This is a genomic window from Actinoplanes missouriensis 431 (assembly GCF_000284295.1).
GTDB classification, from domain to species: Bacteria; Actinomycetota; Actinomycetes; order Mycobacteriales; family Micromonosporaceae; genus Actinoplanes; species Actinoplanes missouriensis.
In genome coordinates this window covers 7,936,681-7,961,523 of the sequence record NC_017093.1, presented here as the reverse complement: position 1 = coordinate 7,961,523, position 24,843 = coordinate 7,936,681, and the positions used below count along the sequence as shown (strand labels likewise).

Below are 24,843 nucleotides of genomic sequence, written 5' to 3'. Positions count from 1 at the left end.
TAAGGCGTTTTGCAGCGGAGCGAAGCGGGAGCCAGCCGGCTCAGGCCTCTGTAAGGCCCCAGCGCTTGCGCAGCTTGTTGTCGGCGAAGTTGAAGAGCTGGTCGATCAGGATGCCGATGACCAGCACCACGATGATGTAGCTGATCACCAGGGCGCTGTCGGACAGATCGCGCGCGTTCTGCATCCGGACACCGATCGAGACCGTGCCCGGCACGATGACCAGCAGCTCACCGGCCATCAGGCTGCGCCAGGAGAACGCCCAGCCCTGCTTCAGGCCGGACACGAAGGACGGCAGGGACGCCGGCAGGATCAGATGCCGGTACTGGGCGAGGCCCTTCATGCCCATCACCTTGCCGACTCGCAGCCAGGTCCGCGGCACGTAGTCGATGCCGCTGATCAGGCCGTTCGCGACCGAGGGCGCGGCGCCGAGGACGACCACGAACATGATTGCGCTCTCGCCGAGCTGGAAGAGCAGGATGGCGAGCGGGAACCACATGATCGACGGCATGGTCTGCAAGCCGGTGATCAGCGAGCCGATCGCGGCCCGCAGCGGGGCGAACCGGGAGACCGCGGCGCCGATCACCGTGCCGATCAGCACGGCCAGGAGGAAGCCGGTGATCGCCCGGGTCATCGTCAGGCGTACGCCGTCCCAGAAGTCGGCCGTGGTGACCAGGTCCCGGAGCACCGCGAAGACGTCGAGCGGCGCCGGCAGCACGTAGATCGGCTTCCACTCGGCGAGCACGGCGGCCTGCCAGATCGCGACGACGATCGCGATCGCGAGCAGCTTCGGCCAGGTGCTGTTCCAGATCCGCCTGCCGAGCGCGCCCTTCTCCTTCTTCGGGCCGAGCTCGAGGGCGTCCAGGCCGCTGACCCGGTCGGCGGCCGCCAGGTCGACCGGCTTGGCCGGCAGCGGAGGCGGGAACCCGTCCGGGTCGATGGCGCCCTGGAGGGCGGCGCCGGTGGCGGAGTGCTCAGCTGGCATGGCGGGCGACCTCCGCGCGGAGCCGGTCGGTGATCTCGGCGGCCTGGCCCGAGACCTCGGGGGAGTCGATGCGCCGGGGGCGCGGGTGGTTGATCCGGTAGTCCTCGATGACCCGGCCCGGCCGGCTGCTGAGCAGCACCACCCGGTCGCCGAGGCGGACCGCCTCGCGGACGTTGTGGGTCACGAAGAGGACGGTGAGCTCCTGCTCGCGCCAGATCCGCTCCAGCTCGTCGTGCAGGATGTCCCGGGTCATCGCGTCGAGCGCGCCGAACGGCTCGTCCATCAGCAGGACGTCGGCGTTCTGGGCGAGGGCCCGGGCCAGGGCGACGCGCTGCCGCATGCCGCCGGAGAGCTCGTGCGGCCGCTTGTCGCCGAAACCGCCGAGCCGGACGATGTCCAGCAGCTCACTCGCGCGCTTCCGGCGTTCGGCCTTGCCGATGCCCTGCAATCGCAGCGGCAGCTCGACGTTGCCGTTCACCGAGAGCCAGGGGAAGAGCGCGGCCTCCTGGAACATCAGCGCGACGTGGCGGCCGCCGATGTCCAGCGTGCCGGTGGTGATCTTGTCGAGGCCGGCCACCAGCGAGAGCAGCGTGCTCTTGCCGCAGCCGGAGGCGCCGAGCAGGCAGACGAACTCGCCCTGCTGGACGCCGAGTGAGATGTGATCGAGGGCGAGCAGAGCATTGCCCCCCGAGCCGTACACCTTGGTGACGTCGTCGATACGGACAACCGTGCTCATACTCGCCCTCCCGTCCAGGTGATCCGTCAGGACGCCGCGGCGTCGCTGACCTCGGGCTGGCCGTCCGCCTTGAGCAGCTCGTTCAGCGGGCCGAGGTCGTAGATGCCGTTCAGGTCGACCGGCTTGAGCAGTCCGACCTCCTCGGCGTGCTTCGCGCTGGTGTAGAGCGAGGACGCGATCGGGTCGTGGGTGAACTTCAGGTTCTTGAACGCGGCGGCGAGGATCGCCGGCTTCAGCGGCTTGCCGGTGAGCGACTCGATCTGGGCGTTCGCGGCCGTCTGCGCGTCGGCGTTGTTGTCGTTGATGTACTTGACCGCCGCGATGTGACCCTGCAGCAGCTTCTTGACCGTGCCGGGGTACTCCTTCAGGAACTTCTGGCTGACGATCAGGTGGGTGGTCACGAACTCCTGGTTCGGCCACAGGGTCTTCTCGTCGACCAGCACCTTGCCCTTGGACTCCAGGAGCAGCTTGCTGAAGTTGGGCTCGGGAACCCAGGCGCCGTCGATGGTGCCCTGCGCGAAGGCCTGCACCGCGGTGGCGTTGTCCTGCGGGAGGACCGAGACGTCGCCGCCGCCGTTGGTGTCGGCGTTCAGCCCGTTCTCCTTGAGCCAGGCGCGCAGCGCGACGTCCTGGGTGTTGCCGAGCTGCGGGGTGGCGATCTTCTTGCCCTTGAGGTCGGCCGGGGAGTTGATGCCCTCCTTGACGATCAGGCCGGCGCCGCCGGAGGTGCTGCCCGCGACGATCTTCAGCGCGGTGCCCTTGGAGGTGGACCATCCGTTGATCGCCGGGTTCGGGCCGATGTACGTCGCGTCGATCGCACCGGAGAGCAGCGCCTCGATCGCGGCCGGGCCGGCGTTGAAGGTCTTGGTCTCCAGGGTGGTGGCGCTGCCCAGGGCGTCCTTGAACAGGCCCTTGTTCACGCCGACCAGGGCCGGGGCGTGCGTGATGTTCGGGAAGTAACCGAGGTTGATCGTCTTGGCTTCGGCGGCTGCTCCGCTCGTACCCTCGGCGGTGTTGTCGTCGTTCGAACCGCAAGCGGCCAGCGCGGTGGAGGCCGCGACAGCGGCCGTGGCAAGGGCGAGCGCACGTATGGTGCGGGAGCTCATGCTCACTCCTAGTTCTTCACTGAGTTCAGGGAGAGTTCGGCCAGGGTCCGGTGGTCGACGACGCCCTCGATGGCCGCCTCGACGGCGATCCACACGTCGTGCAGCGCCGTCGCCGCACCGTGATAGGTCGCCGTGGATGTGGGTAGCCCTCGGACCGTGGTGAGGGCACCACCGGCGGCACGGACCACGTCGCCGACGGTGATCTCCTCGGCCGGGCGGGCCAAGGCGTACCCGCCGTCCACCCCGCGATGGCTGTGCAGCAGCCCGGCGCGGCGCAGGTCGAGCAGGATTCCTTGCAGGAAACTGAGCGGGATGTCCTGGGCGGCCGCCAGGCTGGCGGCTTTGACCAGGTGGGGGTGCTCGGAGGTGACCGCGAGCATCGCTCGTACGGCGTAGTCCGTGCGTGCCGAGACGTACACGTTCGGCCGCCCCCTCCCGCAATACTTTGCTTTACCTATCTGCTGGATGGGAATACTGGAACAGATAGGTTTAGTGCGTCAAGCCCTGTGTCGGGGGCAACACACGGCGCGTAGGCCTCCGCAAAGATCGGCGGATCGGGATATCGGCGCATTTACGCCGTTGGGTGAAGCTCGACTACCGCGCGGATCCGTGCCGACACGCTAGATTCGTACCGTGGCGCCCAGAATCAAGATCCCCGCGACGAAATATCCGGTCGAGCGATTCACTCTCGGCAATGGCCTGCGCGTGGTCCTGTCCCCGGATCGCAGTGCTCCGGTGGTCGGCGTGGCCGTTGTCTACGACGTCGGCATCCGCAGCGAACCGGAAGGCCGCACGGGCTTCGCCCACCTCTTCGAGCACCTGATGTTCCAGGGCTCGGCGAACCTGGAGAAGCTGGCCCACTTCCGGCACGTGCAGGGTGCCGGTGGCACCTTCAACGGCTCCACCCACCTGGACTACACGGACTACTACGAGGAGCTGCCATCGGGCGGCCTGGAGCGCGCGCTCTTCCTCGAGGCGGACCGGATGCGCGGCCCCCGGCTCACCGAGGAGAACCTGCGCAACCAGGTCGACGTGGTCAAGGAGGAGATCCGGGTCAACGTGCTGAACCGGCCGTACGGCGGGTTCCCCTGGCTCAAGCTGCCACCGGTGATGTTCGATACGTTCGCGAACGCGCACGACGGTTACGGCTCGTTCGAGGACCTGGAGAGCGCCACCGTCGAGGACGCGCAGGGCTTCTTCGACCGCTACTACGCCTGCGGCAACGCGGTGCTCTCGGTCGCCGGCGACTTCGACGTCGCCGAGGCGACCGCGATGATCGAGCGGCACTTCGGCGACGTGCCGGCCCGGCCCGCGCCGGAGCTGCCCGACTTCGCCGAGGCCGGGCTCACCGAGGAGAAACGCGAGACCTACCTCGACCGGATCGCGCCGCTGCCCGCCGTGGCGGCCGGCTGGGGCGTGCCGGACCCGATCAGCGACTTCGACGCCTACCTGCCGTACGCGGTGCTCGCCGAGGTGCTCACCGACGGCGACGCGTCGCGGCTCGTGGAGCGCCTGGTCCAGCGCGACAGGTCGGCCACCAACCTCGGTGGCTACCTCGGCTTCATGGGCGACGAGTACCAGGTTCGCAACCCCACTGCCCTGCTGCTGCAGGCCCACCTCCCGCCCGGCGGCGACGCCGGCAAGGTGCTGCAGACCATCGACGAGGAGCTGGACCGGCTGGTCACCGACGGTCTCAAGGCCGGCGAGCTGGACCGCACCCAGGCCCGGATGGCGACCCGCCTGCTGCAGGGCACCGACGACGTGCTCGGCCGGGCCCAGCCGATGGCCGTCCTGGAGCTGCAGCGCGGCCGGCCGGAGCTGCTCAACGAGCTGCCCAAGCTGGTCAGCGAGGTCACCGCCGAGAAGATCGTCGCCGCCGCGTCCACGCTGCGCCCGGAGTGCCGCGCCAGCATCGAAGTCATCCCGGGAGCAGCCCAATGAGCGAGCTTGCGAGCGAATCATTGAATTCAGCGCACGAATCACGTCGACGCCGGAGCGCAGCGGAGGTGGCGGCGTGAGTGTGAAGACCCTGCCCGATCTGGTTCCGGACGCGGATCTGCACCTTCCGCACGAGGCGGAGCGCCGGCTGTCCAACGGGCTGACCGTGATCGCGATCCGCCGCTCGGCGGTGCCGCTGGTCGAGCTGCGGCTGCGCATCCCGTTCGGGCGCGCGCCGCTGGCCCCGGCCACGTTGCTCTCCCAGGCGCTCTTCACCGGCACCAGCGCGCTGTCCAGCATCGACCTCGCCGCCGAGCTGCAGGCGGTCGGCGGCAGCCTGGCCGCCGGCCTGGACCCGGACCGGCTGCTGATCAGCGGAAACGCCCTGGCCGACGGTCTGGATCGGACGCTGGAGCTGCTCGCCGGGGTGCTGACCGACGCCACCTATCCGGCGGAGGAGGTGGCGACCGAGCGGGAGCGCCTGGTCGACAGCATCCAGGTCGCCCTGAGCCAGCCCGCGCACCTGGTCCGCGTCGCTCTTCTCAAACGGATCTACGACACCCATCCGTACGCGGTGCAGACCCCCACTCCCGACGAGATCCGGTCGGTCGAGCCGGCCGGCCTGCGCGAGCTGCACGCCGAGCGGGTCCGCCCGGCCGGCGCCACCCTGGTGCTGGTCGGCGACATCGACCCGGACCAGGCGATCGACGTCGCGGAGAAGGTGCTCGGCGGCTGGACCGGCTCCGCGCCGGACGGCGTCATCCCGGCCACCCCGGAGATCCGGACCGGCCCGCTGCTGCTCGTCGACCGGCCCGGCTCGGTGCAGTCGTCGCTGCGGCTGGCGCTGCCCGGCATCACCCGGACCGATCCGGACTACGCCGCCTTCACGGTGGCCAACCTGATCTTCGGTGGGTATTTCTCTTCCCGGTGGGTGGAGAACATTCGCGAGGACAAGGGCTACACCTACGGCTCGCACTCGGTGGTCGAGCACTTCGTGGCCGGGTCCACCTGGCAGGGCGCGGCCGAGGTGGCCACCGAGGTGACCGGGCCCTCGCTGCTCGAGACGCTCTACGAGCTGGGCCGGATCGCCAGCCTCCCGCCCGGCGAGGAGGAGCTGGAACAGGCCCGGCGGTACGCGTTGGGCACGCTGCGCCTGGGCATGTCCACCCAGTCCGGGCTGGCCGGCCTGGCAAGTGTCTACGCGGGCTTCGGCCTGCGCCTGGAGCACCTGCGCGAGCACTCCGAAGCGATCGCCGCTGTCACCCGTGAGGAGGTGTTCGCGGCCGGAGCACGGTACCTGGCACCCTCCCGTGCGGTTACCGTGGTGCTCGGCGACGCCGACAAGATCGAGTCGCAACTGTCCGTACTGACGGCCGTGGAGCGCAGCACAGAGTGACCGAACCTGAACAGCCAGATCTGGGGGAGCAACCCGGTACCCCGCCGCTGGCCCGTACCACCCTGGACCGCGCCGCGCACCGGCGTAAGGACGACGCCTGGCTCGCCGAGGCGTGGACGCGCGGGCAGGTTCTCGTGGTCGACCTGGACAAGGGCGGCCGCGCCCTGGTCACCGACCGTCCGGACGGCGGCGCCGCACTGATCCTGGTGCCGTCGTCCGAGGCGCCGGAGGCCGAGCGCTGGTTCCTCGGCGAGGATGCCGACGGCACCCCGCTCTGGACCGTGGATGCCCCCGTCACGGCGTCCGAGGGCCGTCGCGCGTCGACCCTGCGGGAGATCGGCCACCTGCTCGACGACCGGGACGCCGGCCTGTTCACGGCGGCGGCGGCGCTCGGCAACTGGCACCGCAGTCACGCCTTCTCGCCGCGTACCGGCAGGCCCACCACCGCGGTGGAGGCCGGCTGGGCCCGTGCCGACGCGGACGGGCAGCTGATGTGGCCGCGGACCGACCCGGCGATGATCGTGCTGGTGCACGACGGCGTCGCCGGGCCGTCCGGTCGCTGCCTGCTCGGGCACAACGCGTCCTGGCCCACCGGGCCGGACGGCGTGCGGCGGTTCTCCTGCCTCGCCGGTTACGTCGAGCCGGGCGAGTCGGCCGAGGCGGCGGTGGTCCGGGAGGTGCAGGAGGAGGTCGGCATCACGCTGAGCTCCCTTCGGTACGCGGGGAGCCAGTCCTGGCCGTACCCCGGCTCGTTGATGCTCGGTTTCCACGCCGTCGCCGATCCGGGTCAGGTGTTGCGCCTCGACCCGGAGGAGATCGACGAGGCGCACTGGTTCTCCCGGGACGCGATCGCCAAGATGATCGCCGGTGGTTACGTCGATCCGGAGAGCGGTGTGCCGATGAGTCTGCCGATGCGTTCGTCGATCGCGTTCTACCTGGTCGAGAAGTGGCTGCAGGGTTAACAGAAAAGTTTTTCTGATTGGGTGGCAACCAATTCGGTGCCTCGCGGCGTCTTGGATACAAAGACGAGAGGGGAACCGATGACCCAGGTGGAAGCCCCGGCGTGGACGCCGATGTCCGCGGAGGAGCGGGAGGCGTTCGAGCGCGATGGCTACATCATCGTGCCGTCGGTGCTCAGCGAAAGTGAGATCGAGGCCGGTCGGGCCGCGATCCTGGGGTACTACGAGAAGATGAAGCCGGAGGGCGGCGCTCTGCACCAGCTCTCCCCGGTGGCTCACGTGCCGGAGCTGGCCTTCCTGCTCGACCACCCCCGAGCTTTCAAGTACATCTGGTCGCTGCTGGGCTGGAACGTCCACGTGTACCACTCGCACATCGACGTGCACCCGCAGATTCACGAGCAGCAGAAGCCCTGGTGGCACTGGCACCAGGACGGTGGCCGGCAGAACCGGGAGATCGAGACCGACCCGCGCCCGATGATGTCGGTGAAGCTGGCGTACTGGTTCTCCGACGTGAGCGAGACCGGCCGGGGCAACTTCACCGTCCTGCCGGGCAGCCACAAGACCAACTGGCTGCCCGGCCCGCCGAGCCGTGGCGTTCCGTGGCCGCAGCCCGAGGGCGCGATCCAGATCACCGCGAACCCGGGTGACCTGGTCGTCTTCGACCGCCGCATCTGGCACGCCCGGTCGGACAACTACTCCGACATCACCCGTGTCGGCGCGTTCTTCGGCTACACCCCGCGCTGGATCGCGATCCGCGACGAGGTCTCGGACCTGCCGAACCGGCCGGAGTGGAACGGTTTCACCGAGGTGCAGAAGCAGCTGCTCGGCGGCTTCGGCAACGGCGACGGCGACCACCAGTGGGGCCACTACCCGGAGACCACGCCGCTCTACGGCGCGCTCAAGGAGCGGGGCCTGCTCGACTCGAGCATCCCGGCGCTGATCCCGTAAGACATGAAAAAAGGCCGGCCCCTCGGGGCCGGCCTTTTTCGCGCCTCAGGCGGAGATCGTCGCCAAGTGCTGCTTCACCTGCACGATGGACGGGTTGGTGAGCGCCGACCCGTCGTCGAACTTCAGGGTGGGCACGGTCTGGTTGCCGCCGTTCACGCTGCGCACGAACGCGGCCGAGGCCTCGTCCTGCTCGATGTCCACGACGTCGTAGGCGATGCCCTCCCGATCGAGCTGGCTCTTCAGGCGGTGGCAGTACCCACACCAGGACGTCGAGTACATGGTCAGCATCGGTCAGGCTCCTTCGATCCAGGTCACACGGCGGTGCGGCTGAGAAGCACAACGCCGGGCGAGGGTGTCATGATTCCCAATCGTGCGGATTGAAGCGGTGCTGGCCGGGCTGGATCCGGAGCAGCGGACGGCGGTGACCGCCCCCGCCGGCCCGGTCTGCATCCTCGCCGGCGCCGGCACCGGCAAGACCCGGGCGATCACCCATCGGATCGCCTACCGGACCTCGTCCGGGGAGATCAGCCCGCGGCACGTGCTCGCGGTCACCTTCACCGCTCGCGCGGCCGCCGAGATGCGTGCCCGGCTCACCGCGCTGGGCACCGCCGGTGTGCAGGCCCGCACGTTCCACGCCGCCGCCCTGCGGCAGGTCCGTTACTTCGCCCCCCGGCTGCTGTCCGGCCGCGCCATGCCGGAGCTGATGGAGAGCAAGGTCCGAGTGGTCGGTCTGGCGGCGGCCCGGGCCGGGGTACGGGCGGACCGTGCCGCCGCTCGCGACCTCGCCAGTGAGATCGAGTGGGCCAAGTCGTCACTGGTCGAGCCCGGCGAGTACGCCGTGGCCGCCGCCAAGGCGCTGCGTGAGCCGCCGTTCGAGCCCGCCAAGGTGGCCGAGGTCTTCGCCGCCTACGAGTCGCTCAAGCGCCGTCAAGGCGTGATCGACTTCGAGGACCTGCTGCGCGCCGCGGTCTGGGGCATCGAGGAGCACCCGGACGTGGCCGACCAGATCCGCGCCCAGTACCGGCACTTCGTGGTCGACGAGTACCAGGACGTCAACCCGCTGCAGCAGCGCCTGCTGGAGGCCTGGCTGGGCGGGCGGGACGACCTCACCGTGGTCGGCGACGCCAGCCAGACGATCTACTCGTTCACCGGGGCGACCTCCGGCTATCTGATCGACTTCCCGCGCAAGCGCCGGGACGCGGTGGTGGTCCGGCTGGTCCGCGACTACCGCTCGACGCCGCAGGTGGTGGGCCTCGCCAACGCGGTGATCCGGCAGGCCCGGGGCACCGAGGCGAAACTGCGCCTGGAGCTGGTCGGGCAGCGGCCGGCCGGGCCGGAGCCGGAACTCAAGATCTTCCCGGACGAGCCGGGGGAGGCCGCCGCGGTTGCCCGGCGCTGCCGTGAGCTCATCGCGTCCGGCACGCCGGCCAGCGAGATCGCGGTGCTCTTCCGGACCAACGCGCAGTCCGAGGCGTACGAGGAGGCGCTGGCCGAGGCCGAGGTGCCGTACCTGGTCCGGGGCGGGGAACGCTTCTTCGAGCGGGCCGAGGTGCGGCAGGCGATGGTCGCGCTGCGCGCCGCGGTGCGTTCCATCCCGGGCGAGACGCCGCTGGTCGAGGCGGTCGTGGAGGCCCTGGCGGCGACCGGGTGGAACCGTCACCAGCCTCCGCCCGGTGGCGCGGCACGCGAGCAGTGGGAGGCGCTGGCGGCGCTCGTCACGCTCGCCGAGGAGTACGCGTCGACCCCGGAGATCCTGCCGATCGGCGAGGCCGGCCGGGTGCAGCGGGAGGTGTCGCTCTCGGCGTTCAACGACGAGCTGGCCCGCCGTGTCGAGCAGCAGCACGCGCCGACGGTGGCGGGTGTGACGCTCGCCTCGCTGCACTCGGCGAAGGGCCTGGAGTGGGACGCGGTGTTCCTGGTCGGCCTCGCCGACGGGACCCTGCCGACGACGTACGCGAAGACGCCCGACCAGCTGGAGGAGGAGCGCCGCCTGCTCTACGTGGGTGTCACCCGGGCCCGCCAGTGGCTGTGGCTGTCGTACGGGCAGTCCCGCGCCCCCGGTGGCCGTCCGCGCCGCCCGTGCCGCTTCCTGCCGCAGCTGAGCCGGTCCGGCGGCCCGTCCGCGGACCGGGGCGAGCGCGGAACCCCGAGTCGGAAACCCGACCGCCGCCGTCCGCAGGTCTCCTCGTGCCGGATCTGCGGGGCCACGCTGCTGGCCGGCGCGGACCGGAAACTGGGCCGCTGCCCGACCTGCCCGTCGGACCTCGACGAGGACCTGTACCAGCGCCTGCAGGTGTGGCGGGCGAGCACCGCCGCGGAGCTCAAAGTTCCTGCGTACGTGGTATTCACCGACGCCACGCTGGTGGCCATGGCGGAGCGTCGCCCGGCCGACCCGGCGCAGCTGCTGGCGATCGCCGGGATCGGTCCCCGGAAACTGGGCCAGTACGGCGAGGCGGTGTTCGCCCTGGTGGCCGGGGCAAGTCCAGATGATCTTGCCCAGAAAAACTTCGAAAGTTAGTCCGTTAATTCGTTTGCCCTCTGCTGTAGGGCAGGCATAGCCTCAGAACACACCTGGCGAGCGGGGCTCTGCTCGCCGGATTCAGGACACGAGTGCAGGTAACGGAGGAGGTGGCAACGATGAAGCTCAACACGATGACGGTTCCGTCGATGCTGCCGACCGCTGCCCGCATGCTGTGCCCCGTCATGCCCGCTCCGCTGGCCGTTCCGGCTGCCGAGCGGTTCGTGGCTCCGTCGGCGCACCAGGCTCTCGCTCAGTCCGAGCTGGGCAAAGCCGTTCTGGTGCTCGTCGATGGAAACAAGGGGACCACTGGGTTCACTGGCAGCAACGCCCCCATCTCCCGTAAGCGCTACACGGATGGTGGCAGCGGTGTCCCGCCTCGAGGAAGGCCGGTCTAAACAGACCTCCGGCTCACCTCGAGGCCGCGGAACCCGTAACCGGGATCCGCGGCCTTAATTTTTTGCCGGCTCACCGGCCGGCGCACGTGATGTATCGCGATCCAGAAAGATCGAGAAGAAGAGAGAGGTGACCGGGCTTTATGAGTCTGGCGCTGGCCCCACTCGACGTGACCGTCGAGCTCGAGGCAAACCTGCCCTGTCGGAAGTTCGACCCTGACCTCTGGTTCTCTGACACTCCCGGACAGCTGGAGCTGGCCAAGTCGCTCTGCGGGGACTGCCCGCTGCGCGTCGAGTGCCTCGCCGGCGCCGTGGAGCGCAGCGAGCCCTGGGGCGTCTGGGGTGGAGAGATCTTCGAGCGCGGAGCCGTCGTTCCGCGCAAGCGGCCCCGTGGCCGTCCCCGCAAGGTCGACGTCGCGCGCGACGCCGAGCTGGCCGTCGAGGTCGAGGAGCGGCTCGCCGCGAACGGTCTCGAGACCCGCAGCTCGGTTCGCCTGGCCGCTTGAGATGCACTCCCTCCCCATGACCGTGATCGAGATCCGAAAGCCGAGTAACGAGATGAACCCGAGCGTAGGAAACAAGATGAGACTCATCCACGAAGCGTTGTCGAGGGCCCGAATGCCAAGGCCTCAGAGTGACCGTGCACCTGAGGCTTACCGCTCCGCCCGCCGTATCGCCATGGAGGCCCGTCACCGGGCCGCTCGCGAGCTGGGCGGACTCTGACCCGTAACGTCGTTCTCCACCATCGATGACTGAAGGCCCGTCCGCTGATGCGGACGGGCCTTCGGCGTCTGCGCTGCTTATTCGGACTCGGTCTGCTCGCTCTGCTCGGCGAAGCCGGGCAGCCATTCGATGAGGATCTCCCGGTACGCCGCCTCCGCCTCCAGCTGGCACAGGACGCCGATCGAGCCCAGCGTGACCCGGTGGATGAGCAGGTAGGACGGCGGCAGGTTGAGCTTGCGGCTCAACTGGTACGCCGGTGACCGCGGGCTGGCGAGCCGGGTCGCCTCACCGCGCAGCCAGGCCCGGGTGAACCGGAATCGCTCCAGCGCGATCGGCTCGATCATCGGGAGCAGGAACTCCAGCACCGCCTCGGCGTCGATTTCGTCGTCCGGCTTGATGAAGCCCTCGTCCCGCAGGCCGTCGGCCACCGCCTCGGCGCGGCCCTCCAGGGCGAGCCGGACCAGCCGGCCCACCGGTTCCGGCATGCCCTCCGGCAGACGGGCGACAGCGCCGAAATCGATCACTCCGAGGCGGCCGTCCGGAAGGATCCGGAAGTTGCCGGGGTGGGGATCGGCGTGCAGCAGCCCGGCCCGGGCGGGCGCGGAGAAGTGCAGGGTCGCCATCAGCCGGCCGGCCTCGTCGCGCTCCTCGATGCTGCCCCCGGCGATCACCGCGGCCAGCGGAGTCCCGTCGACCCACTCGGTGACCAGGACACGAGGGGCCGACGCCACCACTCGGGGCACGAAGATGTCCGGGTCGTCCTTGAACGCCGCGGCGAAGGCCCGCTGGGTCTCCGCCTCCATCTCGTAGTCGAGCTCCTCGATGATCCGCTCCCGCAACTCGGCGATGAGCGGTTTCACGTCGATGCCCGGCTGGATGATTTTGAACATGCCGGCCAGCCGGGACAGCTGGTTCAGATCAGCGACGAGCGCGTCGCCGGCGCCCGGGTACTGCACCTTCACGGCGACCGGCAGCAGTTTGGGTTTGGCGTTGCGGCGCGCCGGCGGCAGTTTCCAGACCGCCCGGTGCACCTGGCCGATGCTGGCCGCGGCGGCGGGGCTGTCGTCGAACTCGGCGAAGTTGTCCCGCCAGTCCGGCCCGAGCTGCTCGGCGAGCGCCTTGTGCACGTTCGCCACCGGCATCGGCGGCGCCGCTTCCTGCAGCTTGGTCAGGGCCTGCCGGTAGGGGCCGGCCATCTCGTCGGGCAGGGCGGCCTCGAAGACCGACAGCGCCTGCCCGAATTTCATGGCGCCGCCCTTGAGCTGGCCGAGGACGCTGAACAGTTGCTCGGCGGTGCGCTGCTGGATGTCCGCGGAAATGACGTCGGAGGCGATCCCGACGGCACGCTTGCCCAGGCCCAGTGCGGTCCGGCCGGCGAAGCCGAGCGGCAGCGCGGCCAGTTTCGCGGTCCGGGACGCCGCACGGCGGGGTATGTCCGTCACCAGATCATTGTGACCGACTCTCGGCGGCTACTCTGCCCGTCGCCTGGTGGTTTTGGGCTTATGTGGTGAAGGTCCGGTAGAGGATCGTGTCCACCGCTGACAGTCGCAACCCGGGTGCGGGGGCCAGGTGCGGCGCCGGAAGCGGCCCGGCGTGGTGATCTCGACCGAGGCGCCGAGGGTCTCCGGCACGTGGCCGTCGAGGTGGGCGAGGACCTCGGCTGTCGCGTACGCGGTGGCGGCGAGCAGGGTGGCGACCGTGCACGGCTCGGTGTCCGGGCCGGTTGTCGCGAGCGTGCCCGGCCAGCCGGCGTCCCGGTCCTGCCGGTGCAGGTCGACACAGCGCAGGCAGGGTGAGCCGCCGGCCGGGACCAGCGGGCCGATCACCGCGGCGCCGTCCCGGACGGTCACCGCCAGGTGGGCTTGACGCCGGGTGGCGTGGCCGGCGGCGACCAGTGCGGCCGGCTCGTCGTGCGCCAGCTGGACGACCAGGGCGGCGGGCATCCGGTGGGAGCCGTGCACGTCCGTGCCGGGGGCGGCGCGCAGGACGGCGGCGGTCACCGCCGCCCGGCGCGGGCTCCCGGTGTCGGCGGCGCCGAGCGGGCCACCGGTGATCTCGGCGGCACCGACCACGCCGGAGAGGTCCGGGTAAAGGTGTCCCACGCCGGCCTCGGCGAGCGCCACCGCGATCGGGGCACCGAGCCGGCCCCGCCCGCTGAGCACCACACAGGCGCCCTGCCGGCGGCGTAGCACCCGCGCCGGGGTCAGCCGACCGTCCGGCCCGCCGGCGGCGCTCAGGGCCATTGCGGCGGCCTCGCCGGTGAGGCGGGCGCGCACCTCGGGTGACAGGGCCGGGGGCAGCAACGCCGCGCCGGGCAGCACGAGGCCGGCCCGGTGCAGGAGGTCGAGCAGCACGCGTACCTCGTCCGGCGGAACGCCGAACTCCGCCGCGCGGACCAGGACGGCACGCTCGGAGCGGACGCCGTCGAGAAGATCGAGAACCCGGGCGGCCCGGGGATCGGGCAGTTTCAGGACCACGGCGTGCGCCGCGTCCAGCCCGAGTTGCAGCTCGCCGGGGCCGCGCCAGATGCGGGGCAGCCCGGGGATCAGGGTCGGCCGGGACAGAGCCGGTCGAGGGGGACGCATCCGGGACATGGGTGACAGGTTGTCATGGCAGCACTGCGGAGAGCTGATGTTATCCACAGGCCCGCAGGGGCCCGGGCAGCTTTGTCCACAGCCTGTCCGCAGTTATCCACAGGACGCCCGTTAACTCAACGTGGTCGGGCGACCACGGTTACGGTTCCGGCGGGAAGGAGCCGGAAAACCGCCCGGGGGAGCCGGGCGGTTTTCACGACGCTTCGATCAAGATGCCTTGGCTTTGCCCAGGATCCGGTTCATGGTGGTCCCGCAGACCGGGCACTTGCCCTTCGCCATGTTCATGCCGGTCTTGGAGACTTCCACGTTGCCCTGGAAGTCGCGCTTCTCCTTGCACTTCACGCAGTAGCCGTTGTATGTGGTGTCGGCCACGGTTCCTCCTCGTCGTGTCGTCGGCCGCTCAGCCCGGTGCCTTGTTCGCGGCTACGGGTGCGAACCTGTCTGCGGCGCTGGACCGCGCGGCCACACGGATGTGGCCACCCGTCCGGGGCGGTCACTTACCCAGGTCAGGCCGGTTCCATGTCAACGCAGCGTCGGCGGTGTCACCGACGACGTGAGTGTGCCGGTGCGAAGTGTCCTTTTCCGCCAGATTTGCCGGGACACGCCGACGACCCCCATCAGAAAGGCGTAAAGCGGCCCTGTGGTCCGGCGGAAGCCTGAGTTGAAGATGGTCTAGGTTGACGGATGTCTTCGATGTTGCCGCTGAGGAAAATTTTTTCGGGTATATGCGGCGGAAGTGCACATTTTCGGAGACGGTCATTGCCCGTACTCTTGCGGTGACCAGGGGCTGGCGGATTAGCGTCTCAACGTGAACCCGAATCTGGGCTGCGCGAGCCGGTAATGACCGCCCGCACGCGCAAGCCTGTCGTTGAGGTGCGGCGTAGTCAGCGCCGACGCCGGACGGTGTCCGCGTATCGCGACGGTGAGCGCGTCGTCGTGCTCATCCCCGACCGGTTCTCGCGCGCTGAGGAGACCGAGTGGGTGGAGCGGATGCTCGCCCGGCTGGCCGCCCGCGAGGAGCGCCTGAGGTGCACCGATGCCGAGTTGCTGGCCCGGGCCCGGCGGCTGACCGCGCGCTACCTCGCCGATCACGCGGACGTCGTGGTCCCGGCCAGCGTCCGATGGGTCACCAACCAGAACGGCCGCTGGGGTTCCTGCACCCCGGACGACGCGACGATTCGGATCTCCCACCGCATCCAGGAGATGCCCGAGTGGGTGATCGACTACGTGGTCCTGCACGAGCTGGCGCACCTGGTCGTGCCCAGCCACAACGCCCGCTTCTGGGAGCTGGTCAACCGGTTCGGGAAAGCAGAGCGCGCCCGCGGTTACCTCGAGGGCGTCTCGGCGGCCGGCAACCTGGAGATGGCCGAGCACTAAGCTGGCGTCCGTGGTGCGGCGCGTGGTGGTGACGTTGCTGGTCCCGGTCCCGTGGAGCCCGCCGGGGGTGGACCTGCGGTCCTGGCGCGCGGCCCTGGCCGAGGACGTGGTCGACCTGCTCGCCCGGCTCTCCGCCGCCGACGCCGCGATCGCGGCCGGGCCGGGCGACCGGGAGCTGGCCGACGAGATCGCCTGGCCGGGGATGAAGATCTACGACGTGCCGTCGCCGACCGTGCTGCCGGTGCTGGCGGCCGCCGCCGCGGACGGTTACGACCAGGCCGCGGTGATCGCCGCCGACGCGCCCGACGTGCCCGGCATGACCCTCGGGAAGCTCCTGCAGCCCTTGGACTCCAGGGCGGTGGCGGTGGCGCCCGGCGGACCGTCCGGCGGGTTGCTCGGCGTCGCCACCAATCTGCCCGCGCCGCAGTGGCTCGTCGACCACGACCTGGACACGGCCACGCCGCAGCTGCTGCGCCGGACCGCGCCGGCGCCCGGCGAGGTCACCTCGACGGCGCAGTGGCGCCGCCTGCGCGGCCCCGCCGAGCTCGCGACTCTCGACCCCGCCTTGGAGGGCTGGGAGAACACCCGGGCCCTCCTCGGCGGTTGATCACTTCTCGGTGGGACCCTCGCCGAGGTTGTCCAGCTCGCTGATGTCCCAGTCGGAGCTGCTCTGCGCGAAGGACTCCGGGTTGGTGAAGTCCTCGTCGGTGGGGAGCAGGTCCGGGTGGTCCCAGAGCGCGTCCCGCCCGGCGATGCCGCGGTGCTCGGCCACCGACGCCCAGAGCGCGCCGGCCTCGCGCAGCCGCCGCGGCCGCAGCTCCAGGCCGACCAGGGCGGCGAAGGTCTGCTCCGCGGGACCGCCCGCTGCCCGGCGGCGCCGGAACGCCTCGCCGAGCGCGGCCACCGACGGCAGCCGGTCCGCCGCGGCGGCGTCCACCACGTGACCGACCCAGCCCTCGACCAGCGCGAGCGCGGTCTCCAGGCGGGCCAGGCTGGCTTTCTGCTGCGGGGTGTCCTCGGGCGTGAAGATGCCCTCGAGAGCCATCTGCTGCATGGACTCGGGGTCGCTCGGGTCGACCCGGCTCATCGCGTCCTCGATCGCCTCGCGGTTCACGGTGATGCCGTTCGCGTAGGTCTCGACGGCGCTCAGCACGTGCGCCCGCAGCCACGGGACGTGCCCGAAGAGCCGCTGGTGAGCCGCCTCGCGCAGGGCCACATAGAGGCGGACCTGGTCCTCGGGGAGCTCGAGGCCCGACCCGTACACCTTGATGTTGGCCGGCACCAGCGCGGCCGTGCCCGCCGGGCCGAGCGGAAGCCCGATGTCGCCGGCGGAGAGCACCTCCGCGGCGAGCTGGCCGAAGGCCTGGCCCAGCTGACCGCCGAAGAGTGCGCCACCCAGGGTGGCCACCATCGACTGCATCGGGCCGAGCTGAGCGCGGGCCTCCTCGGGCACGAGGTCGCCCATGGCGCCCACCATGCGGCCGGCGATCGGCTCGCACAGCTTCTTCCACACCTCGAGGGTGTTGTAGATCCACTCGTTGCGGTTCCACGCCACGGCCTTGTGGATGCCGCTCGGAAGGGCGGTGATCGGGTCGAGCCAGAGGTCAGCGAGCCGTAGAGCCTCCTCGACCTGGTGTCGTTCCAGCATGTTGACCGCAGGGTCACCGGTCGCCGAGAGCTGGCTGGCGGCGACCTGCCGGGCCAGGTCCCAGTTGACCGGGCCACTGCCGGGCGCGGCGAACATCTGCTGCAGCTGCGCCATGAACTGCTGCATCTGCTGCGGGTCGGAGGGGTCGGGCGGCTGAGCGCCCGGCAGGGAGAAGCCGAACGGGATATCAGGCACGACCCCAACGGTACGCGCGAAATGCCCGCAGCGGACTGAGGGAGGTATCAGCTCAGAGAGAACTCAGGGTGGGTGGGTACGCTCACGCGCATGAGACGTCGCGGTGTCACGGTCATCCTCGGCGCCCTGATCACCGCTCTGCTGGCAGCCGGTGTCATGGTCGCACCCCTGCCCTACGTGGTCCTCAAGCCCGGGCCCACGGTCGACACCCTCGGTTCGGACAACGGCACCGAGGTCATCCAGGTAAAGAAGGGCGAGACCTCGACGTCGGCGGGTCAGCTGCGTCTCACCACGGTCAACGTGCAGTCGAAGGTGGAGCTGGTCTGGGCCATCGAGGGCTGGCTGAGCGGTGAGGACGCGGTCGTCCCGAAAGAGCTCATCTATCCGCCGAACCAGACCGTGAAGCAGGTCCAGGAGCAGAACGCGCAGGAGTGGAAAGCGTCGCAGACCAGCGCCGAGACGGTCGCCCTGCGTGAGCTGGGTTACCCCGTGCTGACGTTCGTGGACAAGATCACGGCCGGTGGGGCGGCCGAGGGCAGGCTCGCCGCCGGCGATGTGATCATCGCCATCGACGGTACGAAGATCGAGCGTCCCGAGCAGATCTCCGAGCTGGTCCGGGCCAAGCCGGTCGGCACCACGCTGACCGTGCGCTACGAACGGGACGGCAAGGACGCAACCGTGCGGATCGCCACGAAGGCCGCGGCGGACGACGACACCCCCCGGCTGGGCATCGAGATCGGCACCAAGCAGCCGAACCCGTTCGACATCGAGATCGACCTCGAGAAGATCGGCGGCCCGAGCGCCGGTCTGATGTTCAGTCTCGGCATCATCGACAAGCTCAAGCCCGAGGATCTGACCGGCGGCAAGATCATCGCGGGCACCGGAACCATCGATGACAACGGTAACGTGGGGCCGATCGGCGGCATCCCGCAGAAACTGGTGGGTGCCGAGAAAGCCGGCGCCGAGCTCTTCCTGGTGCCCAAGGACAACTGCGCCGAGGCGCTTCGCAACGTGGTGCCCGGCCTGCCCATGGCCGAGGTCGCCACGGTGGACGATGCCCTCGCCGCGCTCGCGACATTCACCTCCGGTGGGACCCCGAAGCCCTGTTCGGCATCGTGATCCCGCACCGGTGGTGACGGACGAGTTTCGCCGCGTATAGAAGCTGGATGCGACATCGTAAGGTGAATCACCGGCCAGACGAAGTGTGGAGCCAACGTTGGTCATGCGTAACAGTCCTCTACCGAGGATGAGCCGGCGCGGTCGCGTCACCGTCGGCGTCCTGGTCGGGGTATTCATACTCTTCACGCTGCTCGGATGGGGCATCGACGCGTACACCGACTACTTGTGGTTCTCCGAGGTCGACTTCACGAACGTCTTCTCCGGAGTCCTGATCACCAGGCTGCTGCTGTTCCTGGCGATCGGTGCGGTGATGGCCCTGGTGGTCGGCGCCAACCTGTACCTCGCGTACCGGTTGCGGCCACTGCTGCGCCCGCACTCCGCGGAACAGGCCACCCTGGAGCGTTACCGGATGATCCTGGCGCCCCGCCTGGGCACCTGGGTCACCGTGGTGAGCTTGATCGTCGGCTTCTTCGCCGGCCTCTCCGCGCAGAGCCGCTGGGCCGACTGGATGCTGTTCCGCAACGGCGGGCCCTTCGGCGTCCAGGACCCCGAGTTCAAGGTGGATGTCTCCTTCTACATCTTCGAGTACCCGCTGCTGCGGTACCTGCTGGGCGTCGGCTTCACCGCCGTCGTGCTGTCGGTGCTCGGCTCGCTCGCCGTGCACTACATCTTCGGCGGTGTGCGGCTGCAGGGCGTCGGGGACCGGATGACCACCGCGGCCCGGGCACACCTCACCACGCTGGTGGCGATCTTCGTCCTGCTCAAGGCGGTGGCGTACGTGCTGGACCGGCGCGCGCTCCTGCTGGAGCAGCACGTGTCGCCGGGGCTGTACGGCGCCGGTTACACCGACGTCAACGCGCTGCTGCCGGCCAAGGAGATCCTGGCGTACATCTCGGTCGTGGTCGCCATCGCGATCATCGTGTTCTCCAACGCGGTGATGCGGAACCTGGTCTGGCCCGGCGTCTCCCTGGCGCTGCTCGCCATCTCGGCCGTCGCGATCGGCGGCATCTACCCGCTCGCCGTGCAGAACTTCCAGGTCAAGCCGAGCCTGTCGGACAAGGAAGCGCCGTACATCAAACGGTCGATCGACTCGACACGCGAGGCCTTCGGCCTGGAGTCGACGGCCGTCACGCAGTACACCGCGGCCAGCGGCAGCCCACCGGCCAACCTCGCCGAGAACAGCAGCGCGCAGAACGTCCGGCTGATCGACCCGCAGCTGGTCTCCCAGGCGTTCACCCAGTCGCAGCAGTCCCGGGGCTTCTACGACTTCGGCGCGAAACTGGACGTCGACCGCTACACGATCGACGGCAAGACCCAGGACTACGTCGTCGGCGCCCGCGAGATCAACGACGAGAAACTGACCGCGCAGCAGCGCAACTGGCTGAACCGGCACACCGTCTACACCCACGGCTACGGCCTGGTGGCGGCGCCGGCCAACCAGGTCTGCGGCACCGGCCTGCCGTACTTCGTCTCCGGCTTCCTCGGCAGCAACACCGGCCAGGGCAACTGCTCGGCGCAGACCGACGAGATCAAGGCCGAGCAGCCGCGGATCTACTACGGCGAGCAGTCCACCGAGTACGTGATCGTCGGCCAGGAGAACGACGAGAAGAAGGTCGAGTTCGACCGGCCGCAGGAGCAGAACAGCGACGCCTCGGAGCTCTACACCTACGAGGGTGAGGGCGGCGTGCCGATCGGCTCGTTCTTCCGGCGCGCGGTCTTCGCGATCAAGAACACCGAGAGCAACTTCCTGCTCTCCGACGCGGTGAACTCGAAGTCGCGGCTGATGTACATCCGCAACCCGCGGGACCGCGTCGAGAAGGTCGCGCCGTTCCTCACCATCGACGGCGACCCGTACCCGGCCGTCGTCGGCGGCAAGATCGTCTGGATCCTGGACGGTTACACGACGGCGCAGACCTACCCGTACGCGCAGAAGATCAACCTGGCGACCGAGACGCGTGACGAACTGACCGGTCAGGGCTCGTTCGCCCTCGCCCGGGACGACGTCAACTACATGCGCAACTCGGTGAAGGCCACCGTCGACGCGTACGACGGCACCGTCACCCTCTACGAGTTCGACGAGAAGGACCCGGTCCTCAAGGCGTGGAACAAGGCGTTCGGCGGCGACCTGATCGTGCCGAAGGCGGAGATCCCGGCCGACCTCTCCTCGCACTTCCGCTACCCGGCCGACCTGTTCAAGGTGCAGCGCAACCTGCTGACCAAGTTCCACGTCACCGACCCGCAGACGTTCTTCTCCGGCAACGACTTCTGGGAGGTCCCGAACGCGCCGGACGCGCCACAGAACGGGGTCAAGCAGCCACCGTTCTACCTGAACGTGAAACTCCCCGAGCAGGAGGAGACACGGTTCCAGCTCACCGCCGGCGTCACACCGGCGAACCGGGAGAACATGGCGGCGCTGATCTCCGGTTCGTACGTGGACGGCCTGCCCAAGCTGGAGATCCTCGAACTACCCGACGACACCGTCGTCTCCGGCCCGGTCCAGGTCCATCAACGGATGGTCAACAACGCGAACGTCGCCTCCGACCTCGCGCTGCTGAGCAGACAGGGGCAGGCCACCGTCCTCTACGGCAACCTGATCTCCCTGCCGCTGGAGAAGGACATCCTGTACGTCGAGCCGGTCTACGTGCGGAGCAACAGCCAGGCCAACGCGGCCCCGCTGCTGCAGAAGGTCCTGATGTCCTACGGCGACGGCGGCACCTACGTCGTCCTCGAGGACAACCTCACCAAGGGCCTGCAGGCACTGGCCGAACTGGGCCGCACCAGCGGCACGCCGAGCACAGGCACACCAAGCACACCCACCACACCGGGTACGAACCCCAGCACACCGCCGACCACGCCACCCGTGGTCACCGGTGACGTGGCCCAGGCCGCCGCGGCCGTCGACAAGGCGATCGAGGACCTGAAGGCCGCCCAGCAGGCCGGCGACTTCGTCAAGCAGGGTGAGGCCCTGAAGGCACTCGACGACGCCGTCAACCGCTTCCAGCAGCTCCAGGCCGCGGAAGCCAGCACCCCGCCGCCGGCGGCGCCCTCCGTGGCCCCGTCCGCCAGCGCCGGAAGCTGATGTGTCCACCGTCTCCGGGGGCCGTTTTGCAGCCCCCGGAGACGGTGCGCTAGTCTTAACAAGCCGACGCGGGGTGGAGCAGCTCGGTAGCTCGCTGGGCTCATAACCCAGAGGTCGCAGGTTCAAATCCTGTCCCCGCTACAAGGGAATTGGGACCGTGTGTCAGCGGAAAGCGCTGACCTCGGTCCCTTTTCGCATGTCTGCTTGGGGGCCGAGCCCCCAGACCCCACGGTGCGGCACCCGCACGCTCAGCGCCCCGCAACCAATCCAGGCTCGCCAGCCGCTGACATCGCCCCCAAGGCGCCCAGAAACCGCGCCGCCGCCCCTCACCGCGCACTGTCGGCCGCCGCGCCATAGCACCGCTGCACCGATGCCCGGCGATCCAGGCAAGTCATGGTCAGGATGCGGGCCAGGCTTGCCAAGATCCAGCGAGAGCGAGCACGTGCGAGAGCGCGGGCGTGCGAGAGCGCGGGCGTGCGAGAGCGCGGCGGCAAACAACGAACCGCAACCACCGCACCGCGGGGTCTGGGGGCTCGGCCCCCAAGCAGACATGCGAAGAGGGGCCGTGCTTCGCGCTTTCCGCGAACACGACCCCTCATCCACTCGTAGCGGGGACAGGATTTGAACCTGCGACCTCTGGGTTATGAGCCCAGCGAGCTACCGAGCTGCTCCACCCCGCGTCGGTAGATATAGCTTAGCGCGGGGGTTGAGCACGGGTTACACCGGGCTGCGCCTGGGGGTCTGACGGGCCGGGGCTACCGCGTTGACCAGGCATTCTTCGGACGGAGGGGGTGGCGCCGGTCGCTATCCATGTGCGTTCGGCGGTGCGGTTGGATTAGGCTGCGCGGCGTGAAGCCGGAAGAGACCCTCGTCGAGCAGTTGTGTTCGCTGCTGAGCTGCTACAACGAGGTGGCCGGGCACCTTCGGGGAGCGCACGGCGTCGCACTGAGTGAGTCCGGGACGCTGGACCGTCGTGGCGTCTTCGCGGGGCACCTCCGGTGAGGCTTCTGGCCGCTGACTGCTCGCGCTGCGCCGGGCTCTGCTGTGTGGCGCCCGCGTTCGCCAAGTCGTCGGACTTCGCGGTGAACAAACCGGCCGGCCAGCCCTGCCGCAACCTGAAAGACGACTTTCGCTGCGGCATCCACGAGCAGCTGCCACAGCGTGGCTTCCCGGGGTGTGTGGTGTTCGACTGCTTCGGCGCGGGGCAGCGGATCACCCAGGAGACGTTCGGCGGGCAGGACTGGCGGTCGGCGCCGGGCATCGCGGGGGACATGTTCGCCGCGCTGCCGATCGTGCGGCAGCTGCACGAGCTGATGTGGTACCTCACCGAGGCGCTGAAGCTGGACGAGGCACGGCGCCTGCACCCGGAGCTCTCTGCCGCGCTCGAGGAGACCGACCGGCTCGCGGCAGGCAGCGCCGACCTGCTGCGGACGCTGGACGTGGACGCGCACCGCAGCCGGGTCAATCCGCTGCTGCGCAAGGCGAGCGAGCTGGCGCGTGCCCGGTTCGGCCGCCGCCGTCCGGATCACAGCGGCGCGCAGCTGATCGGCCGCCGGATGCGGGGCGCGGACCTGCGTGGAGCGAGCTTCCGCGGGGCACTACTGATCGGAGCGGATCTGCGTGACGCGGACCTGCGCGGAGCCGATTTCACCGGCGCGGACCTGCGCGGCACGGATCTACGCGGGGCGAAACTTGTGGGCGTGCTCTTTCTCACCCCGTCGCAGCGTCGTGCGGCAGTGATGGACACCGATCACACATAGGATGGGCGCATGCAGCAGGTCTCCGGCACGGTGTGGGTGCTGACGGTTCTCTTCATCATCGGCCTGCTGCTCTTCGACTTCTTCTTCCACGTACGCCGTGCCCACGTGCCCCGGCTGCGCGAGGCAGCGTTCTGGACCTCGATCTACGTGTCGATCGCGATCCTGTTCGGCGTCGGAGTCTGGATCTTCGGTGGCTCCACGATGGGTGCCGAGTACTTCGCGGGCTACGTCACCGAGGAAGCCCTCTCGGTCGACAACCTCTTCGTCTTCCTACTGCTGATGAGCAGTTTCAAGGTGCCGCGCGCGGACCAGCAGAAGGTGCTGCTGTTCGGCATCGTGGTGTCGCTGCTGGCCCGGACCGGGTTCATCCTGCTCGGTGCCGCCCTGATCAACTCGTTCGCCTGGATCTTCTACATCTTCGGGCTGATCCTGCTGGTCACGGCGGGGAACCTGCTGCGGGAGAAGAGCGAGGACCCGGACGAGGCACCGGACAACATCATCATCCGGCTGGCGCGCCGGTTCCTGCACACCTCCGACGAGTACGACGGGGACAAGCTCTTCACCTACCAGAACGGCAAGCGGGTGCTGACCCCGATGCTGCTCGTGATGGTGGCGATCGGCGGCACCGACATCCTGTTCGCGCTGGACTCGATCCCGGCCATCTTCGGGCTCACCCAGAACGTCTACCTGGTCTTCACCGCGACCGCGTTCTCGTTGCTCGGACTCCGGCAGCTGTACTTCCTGATCGACGGCCTGCTGGACCGGCTGGTCTACCTCTCCTACGGCCTGGCGGCGATCCTCGCGCTGATCGGCGTGAAACTGGTGCTGCACGCGCTGCACGAGAACAACGTCCCGTTCATCAACGACGGTGAGCCGGTGCACGTCGCCGAGATCCCGACCGCGCTCTCCCTCGGGATCATCGTCGGGGTCCTGGTGATCACGGTGGTGGCGTCGCTGCTCAGCCCGAAGGGCCGGGCCCGGACATACGTGGCGGCCGCGCGCCGGCACGCCACCGAGTTCCTCGACGTCGAGACCGACCCGGCGTACTGCGACGAGATCTACCACCGTCTCCTCGGCGAGGAGGAAAACCTGCGCAAGCTGCCGGAGCGTCACCGCGCCCGGATCCGCCAGGAGGACGAGCTGATGGCCCTGCTCCGGCGGGCGCACCAGGTGCACGCCGAGCGGGTCGCCGAAGGCCGGTGTTTCGCCCCGTCGGCGACCGGAAAGCCGGCCTCCGCCTGAGCGGTGGCCGGCCGGCGGAGAACCAGCCGGGACCGGCCCGCGGAGGTCCGGCGAGGGCAGGCCAGCGGAAATCCGGCGGGGTCCGGCCCGCGGCGGGTCTAGCGGGCGGTGCCGGGGTCGACGTCCGC

General features: G+C 69.6%; 22 protein-coding genes, 2 tRNA genes and 1 pseudogene. 15 read left to right on the top strand and 10 right to left on the bottom strand.

The window, feature by feature from the left end:
* Window positions 1-40: 40 nt before the first annotated feature.
* From AMIS_RS36230 to AMIS_RS36215, 4 genes are read right to left on the bottom strand one after another with little or no spacing between them, the layout of a single operon-like run.
* Complete coding sequence (locus tag AMIS_RS36230) at window positions 41-982, bottom strand: ABC transporter permease (protein WP_014447447.1); 942 nt, start codon at window positions 980-982, stop codon at window positions 41-43.
* Entirely contained in the window at window positions 972-1,718 is a 747-nt protein-coding gene (locus AMIS_RS36225; protein ID WP_014447446.1) for an ABC transporter ATP-binding protein, read from the bottom strand. Before AMIS_RS36225 ends, AMIS_RS36230 begins: the two co-directional genes overlap by 11 nt.
* Window positions 1,719-1,744: 26 nt before the next feature.
* Entirely contained in the window at window positions 1,745-2,824 is a 1,080-nt protein-coding gene (locus tag AMIS_RS36220; protein ID WP_014447445.1) for an ABC transporter substrate-binding protein, read from the bottom strand.
* An 8-nt stretch (window positions 2,825-2,832) separates the two neighbouring features.
* On the bottom strand, window positions 2,833-3,243 hold the full coding sequence (locus AMIS_RS36215) for an RrF2 family transcriptional regulator (protein WP_014447444.1): 411 nt from the start codon (window positions 3,241-3,243) through the stop codon (window positions 2,833-2,835).
* Between the two features lie 214 nt (window positions 3,244-3,457).
* Here AMIS_RS36215 and AMIS_RS36210 point away from each other — a divergent pair, with 214 nt between their 5' ends.
* The 4 genes from AMIS_RS36210 to AMIS_RS36195 all read left to right on the top strand — a co-directional run bounded on the left by AMIS_RS36210 (window position 3,458) and on the right by AMIS_RS36195 (window position 8,065).
* Window positions 3,458-4,765: a M16 family metallopeptidase gene (locus AMIS_RS36210; protein WP_014447443.1), complete on the top strand. Its 1,308-nt coding sequence runs from the start codon at window positions 3,458-3,460 to the stop codon at window positions 4,763-4,765.
* Window positions 4,766-4,838: 73 nt separating this feature from the next.
* Complete coding sequence (locus AMIS_RS36205; RefSeq protein WP_014447442.1) at window positions 4,839-6,158, top strand: M16 family metallopeptidase; 1,320 nt, start codon at window positions 4,839-4,841, stop codon at window positions 6,156-6,158.
* Window positions 6,155-7,120: an NAD(+) diphosphatase gene (nudC, locus tag AMIS_RS36200; protein ID WP_014447441.1), complete on the top strand. Its 966-nt coding sequence runs from the start codon at window positions 6,155-6,157 to the stop codon at window positions 7,118-7,120. The genes AMIS_RS36205 and nudC overlap by 4 nt, the downstream gene beginning before the upstream one ends.
* A gap of 78 nt (window positions 7,121-7,198) precedes the next feature.
* Window positions 7,199-8,065, top strand: a complete 867-nt coding sequence (locus AMIS_RS36195; protein WP_014447440.1) for a phytanoyl-CoA dioxygenase family protein — start codon at window positions 7,199-7,201, stop codon at window positions 8,063-8,065.
* Between the two features lie 45 nt (window positions 8,066-8,110).
* Here AMIS_RS36195 and AMIS_RS36190 read toward each other — a convergent pair whose 3' ends face one another.
* The gene (locus AMIS_RS36190) at window positions 8,111-8,353 is read right to left on the bottom strand and encodes a mycoredoxin (protein WP_014447439.1); all 243 of its coding nucleotides are present in this window, start codon (window positions 8,351-8,353) and stop codon (window positions 8,111-8,113) included.
* An 82-nt stretch (window positions 8,354-8,435) separates the two neighbouring features.
* Between AMIS_RS36190 and AMIS_RS36185 the strand changes: the two genes are divergently transcribed.
* The 3 genes from AMIS_RS36185 to AMIS_RS36175 all read left to right on the top strand — a co-directional run bounded on the left by AMIS_RS36185 (window position 8,436) and on the right by AMIS_RS36175 (window position 11,484).
* The gene (locus tag AMIS_RS36185) at window positions 8,436-10,583 is read left to right on the top strand and encodes an ATP-dependent DNA helicase UvrD2 (protein WP_014447438.1); all 2,148 of its coding nucleotides are present in this window, start codon (window positions 8,436-8,438) and stop codon (window positions 10,581-10,583) included.
* Between the two features lie 119 nt (window positions 10,584-10,702).
* Window positions 10,703-10,981: a hypothetical protein gene (locus AMIS_RS36180; protein ID WP_157435187.1), complete on the top strand. Its 279-nt coding sequence runs from the start codon at window positions 10,703-10,705 to the stop codon at window positions 10,979-10,981.
* Window positions 10,982-11,121: 140 nt separating this feature from the next.
* Window positions 11,122-11,484, top strand: coding sequence for a WhiB family transcriptional regulator (locus tag AMIS_RS36175; protein ID WP_014447436.1), 363 nt, complete (start codon window positions 11,122-11,124; stop codon window positions 11,482-11,484).
* Window positions 11,485-11,778: 294 nt separating this feature from the next.
* Here AMIS_RS36175 and AMIS_RS36170 read toward each other — a convergent pair whose 3' ends face one another.
* From AMIS_RS36170 to AMIS_RS43545, 3 genes are all read right to left on the bottom strand, one after another.
* Window positions 11,779-13,143 (bottom strand): ABC1 kinase family protein, encoded by a 1,365-nt coding sequence (locus tag AMIS_RS36170; RefSeq protein ID WP_014447435.1) that lies wholly within the window; start codon window positions 13,141-13,143, stop codon window positions 11,779-11,781.
* 27 nt (window positions 13,144-13,170) lie between these two features.
* Window positions 13,171-14,295 carry a hypothetical protein gene (locus tag AMIS_RS36165; RefSeq protein WP_014447434.1) on the bottom strand — a complete coding sequence of 375 codons (1,125 nt, stop codon included), beginning with the start codon at window positions 14,293-14,295 and terminating at the stop codon, window positions 13,171-13,173.
* Between the two features lie 207 nt (window positions 14,296-14,502).
* Window positions 14,503-14,667, bottom strand: a complete 165-nt coding sequence (locus AMIS_RS43545; protein WP_014447433.1) for a DUF5679 domain-containing protein — start codon at window positions 14,665-14,667, stop codon at window positions 14,503-14,505.
* A gap of 468 nt (window positions 14,668-15,135) precedes the next feature.
* Here AMIS_RS43545 and AMIS_RS36160 point away from each other — a divergent pair, with 468 nt between their 5' ends.
* Both AMIS_RS36160 and AMIS_RS36155 read left to right on the top strand, forming a co-directional pair.
* Complete coding sequence (locus tag AMIS_RS36160; RefSeq protein WP_014447432.1) at window positions 15,136-15,672, top strand: M48 metallopeptidase family protein; 537 nt, start codon at window positions 15,136-15,138, stop codon at window positions 15,670-15,672.
* Window positions 15,673-15,682: 10 nt separating this feature from the next.
* Window positions 15,683-16,279 carry a hypothetical protein gene (locus AMIS_RS36155; protein ID WP_014447431.1) on the top strand — a complete coding sequence of 199 codons (597 nt, stop codon included), beginning with the start codon at window positions 15,683-15,685 and terminating at the stop codon, window positions 16,277-16,279.
* Here the strand turns inward: AMIS_RS36155 and AMIS_RS36150 are convergent, their stop codons facing one another.
* On the bottom strand, window positions 16,280-17,515 hold the full coding sequence (locus tag AMIS_RS36150) for a zinc-dependent metalloprotease (protein ID WP_014447430.1): 1,236 nt from the start codon (window positions 17,513-17,515) through the stop codon (window positions 16,280-16,282).
* A gap of 90 nt (window positions 17,516-17,605) precedes the next feature.
* Between AMIS_RS36150 and AMIS_RS36145 the strand changes: the two genes are divergently transcribed.
* From AMIS_RS36145 to AMIS_RS36135, 3 genes are all read left to right on the top strand, one after another.
* Window positions 17,606-18,634, top strand: a complete 1,029-nt coding sequence (locus tag AMIS_RS36145) for a YlbL family protein (RefSeq protein ID WP_014447429.1) — start codon at window positions 17,606-17,608, stop codon at window positions 18,632-18,634.
* A 97-nt stretch (window positions 18,635-18,731) separates the two neighbouring features.
* Entirely contained in the window at window positions 18,732-21,713 is a 2,982-nt protein-coding gene (locus tag AMIS_RS36140) for a UPF0182 family membrane protein (RefSeq protein WP_083888761.1), read from the top strand.
* A 67-nt stretch (window positions 21,714-21,780) separates the two neighbouring features.
* Window positions 21,781-21,854 (top strand) — tRNA-Met (locus tag AMIS_RS36135).
* Between the two features lie 465 nt (window positions 21,855-22,319).
* On the opposite strand, the gene AMIS_RS36130 is transcribed toward AMIS_RS36135, so the two are convergent.
* Window positions 22,320-22,393 (bottom strand) — tRNA-Met (locus AMIS_RS36130).
* Between the two features lie 169 nt (window positions 22,394-22,562).
* Between AMIS_RS36130 and AMIS_RS43190 the strand changes: the two genes are divergently transcribed.
* From AMIS_RS43190 to AMIS_RS36120, 3 genes and pseudogenes are all read left to right on the top strand, one after another.
* A complete protein-coding gene (locus AMIS_RS43190; protein ID WP_157435186.1) occupies window positions 22,563-22,715 on the top strand; it encodes a hypothetical protein in 153 nt (50 codons plus the stop codon).
* Window positions 22,712-23,473 (top strand): pentapeptide repeat-containing protein, encoded by a 762-nt coding sequence (locus tag AMIS_RS36125; protein ID WP_014447426.1) that lies wholly within the window; start codon window positions 22,712-22,714, stop codon window positions 23,471-23,473. Before AMIS_RS43190 ends, AMIS_RS36125 begins: the two co-directional genes overlap by 4 nt.
* A 9-nt stretch (window positions 23,474-23,482) precedes the next feature.
* Window positions 23,483-24,469, top strand: a pseudogene (locus AMIS_RS36120) (TerC family protein); the annotation flags it as partial.
* Window positions 24,470-24,843 lie beyond the last annotated feature (374 nt).

What these genes read in the sequence shown, in the direction of transcription:
- AMIS_RS36230 (WP_014447447.1), bottom strand. Translation starts at nt 982, where the DNA reads ATGCCAGCTGAGCACTCCGCCACCGGCGCCGCCCTCCAGGGCGCCATC.
- AMIS_RS36225 (WP_014447446.1), bottom strand. Translation starts at nt 1,718, where the DNA reads ATGAGCACGGTTGTCCGTATCGACGACGTCACCAAGGTGTACGGCTCG.
- AMIS_RS36220 (WP_014447445.1), bottom strand. Translation starts at nt 2,824, where the DNA reads ATGAGCTCCCGCACCATACGTGCGCTCGCCCTTGCCACGGCCGCTGTC.
- AMIS_RS36195 (WP_014447440.1), top strand. Translation starts at nt 7,199, where the DNA reads ATGACCCAGGTGGAAGCCCCGGCGTGGACGCCGATGTCCGCGGAGGAG.
- AMIS_RS36190 (WP_014447439.1), bottom strand. Translation starts at nt 8,353, where the DNA reads ATGCTGACCATGTACTCGACGTCCTGGTGTGGGTACTGCCACCGCCTG.
- AMIS_RS36180 (WP_157435187.1), top strand. Translation starts at nt 10,703, where the DNA reads ATGAAGCTCAACACGATGACGGTTCCGTCGATGCTGCCGACCGCTGCC.
- AMIS_RS36175 (WP_014447436.1), top strand. Translation starts at nt 11,122, where the DNA reads ATGAGTCTGGCGCTGGCCCCACTCGACGTGACCGTCGAGCTCGAGGCA.
- AMIS_RS36165 (WP_014447434.1), bottom strand. Translation starts at nt 14,295, where the DNA reads ATGTCCCGGATGCGTCCCCCTCGACCGGCTCTGTCCCGGCCGACCCTG.
- AMIS_RS36160 (WP_014447432.1), top strand. Translation starts at nt 15,136, where the DNA reads ATGACCGCCCGCACGCGCAAGCCTGTCGTTGAGGTGCGGCGTAGTCAG.
- AMIS_RS36145 (WP_014447429.1), top strand. Translation starts at nt 17,606, where the DNA reads ATGAGACGTCGCGGTGTCACGGTCATCCTCGGCGCCCTGATCACCGCT.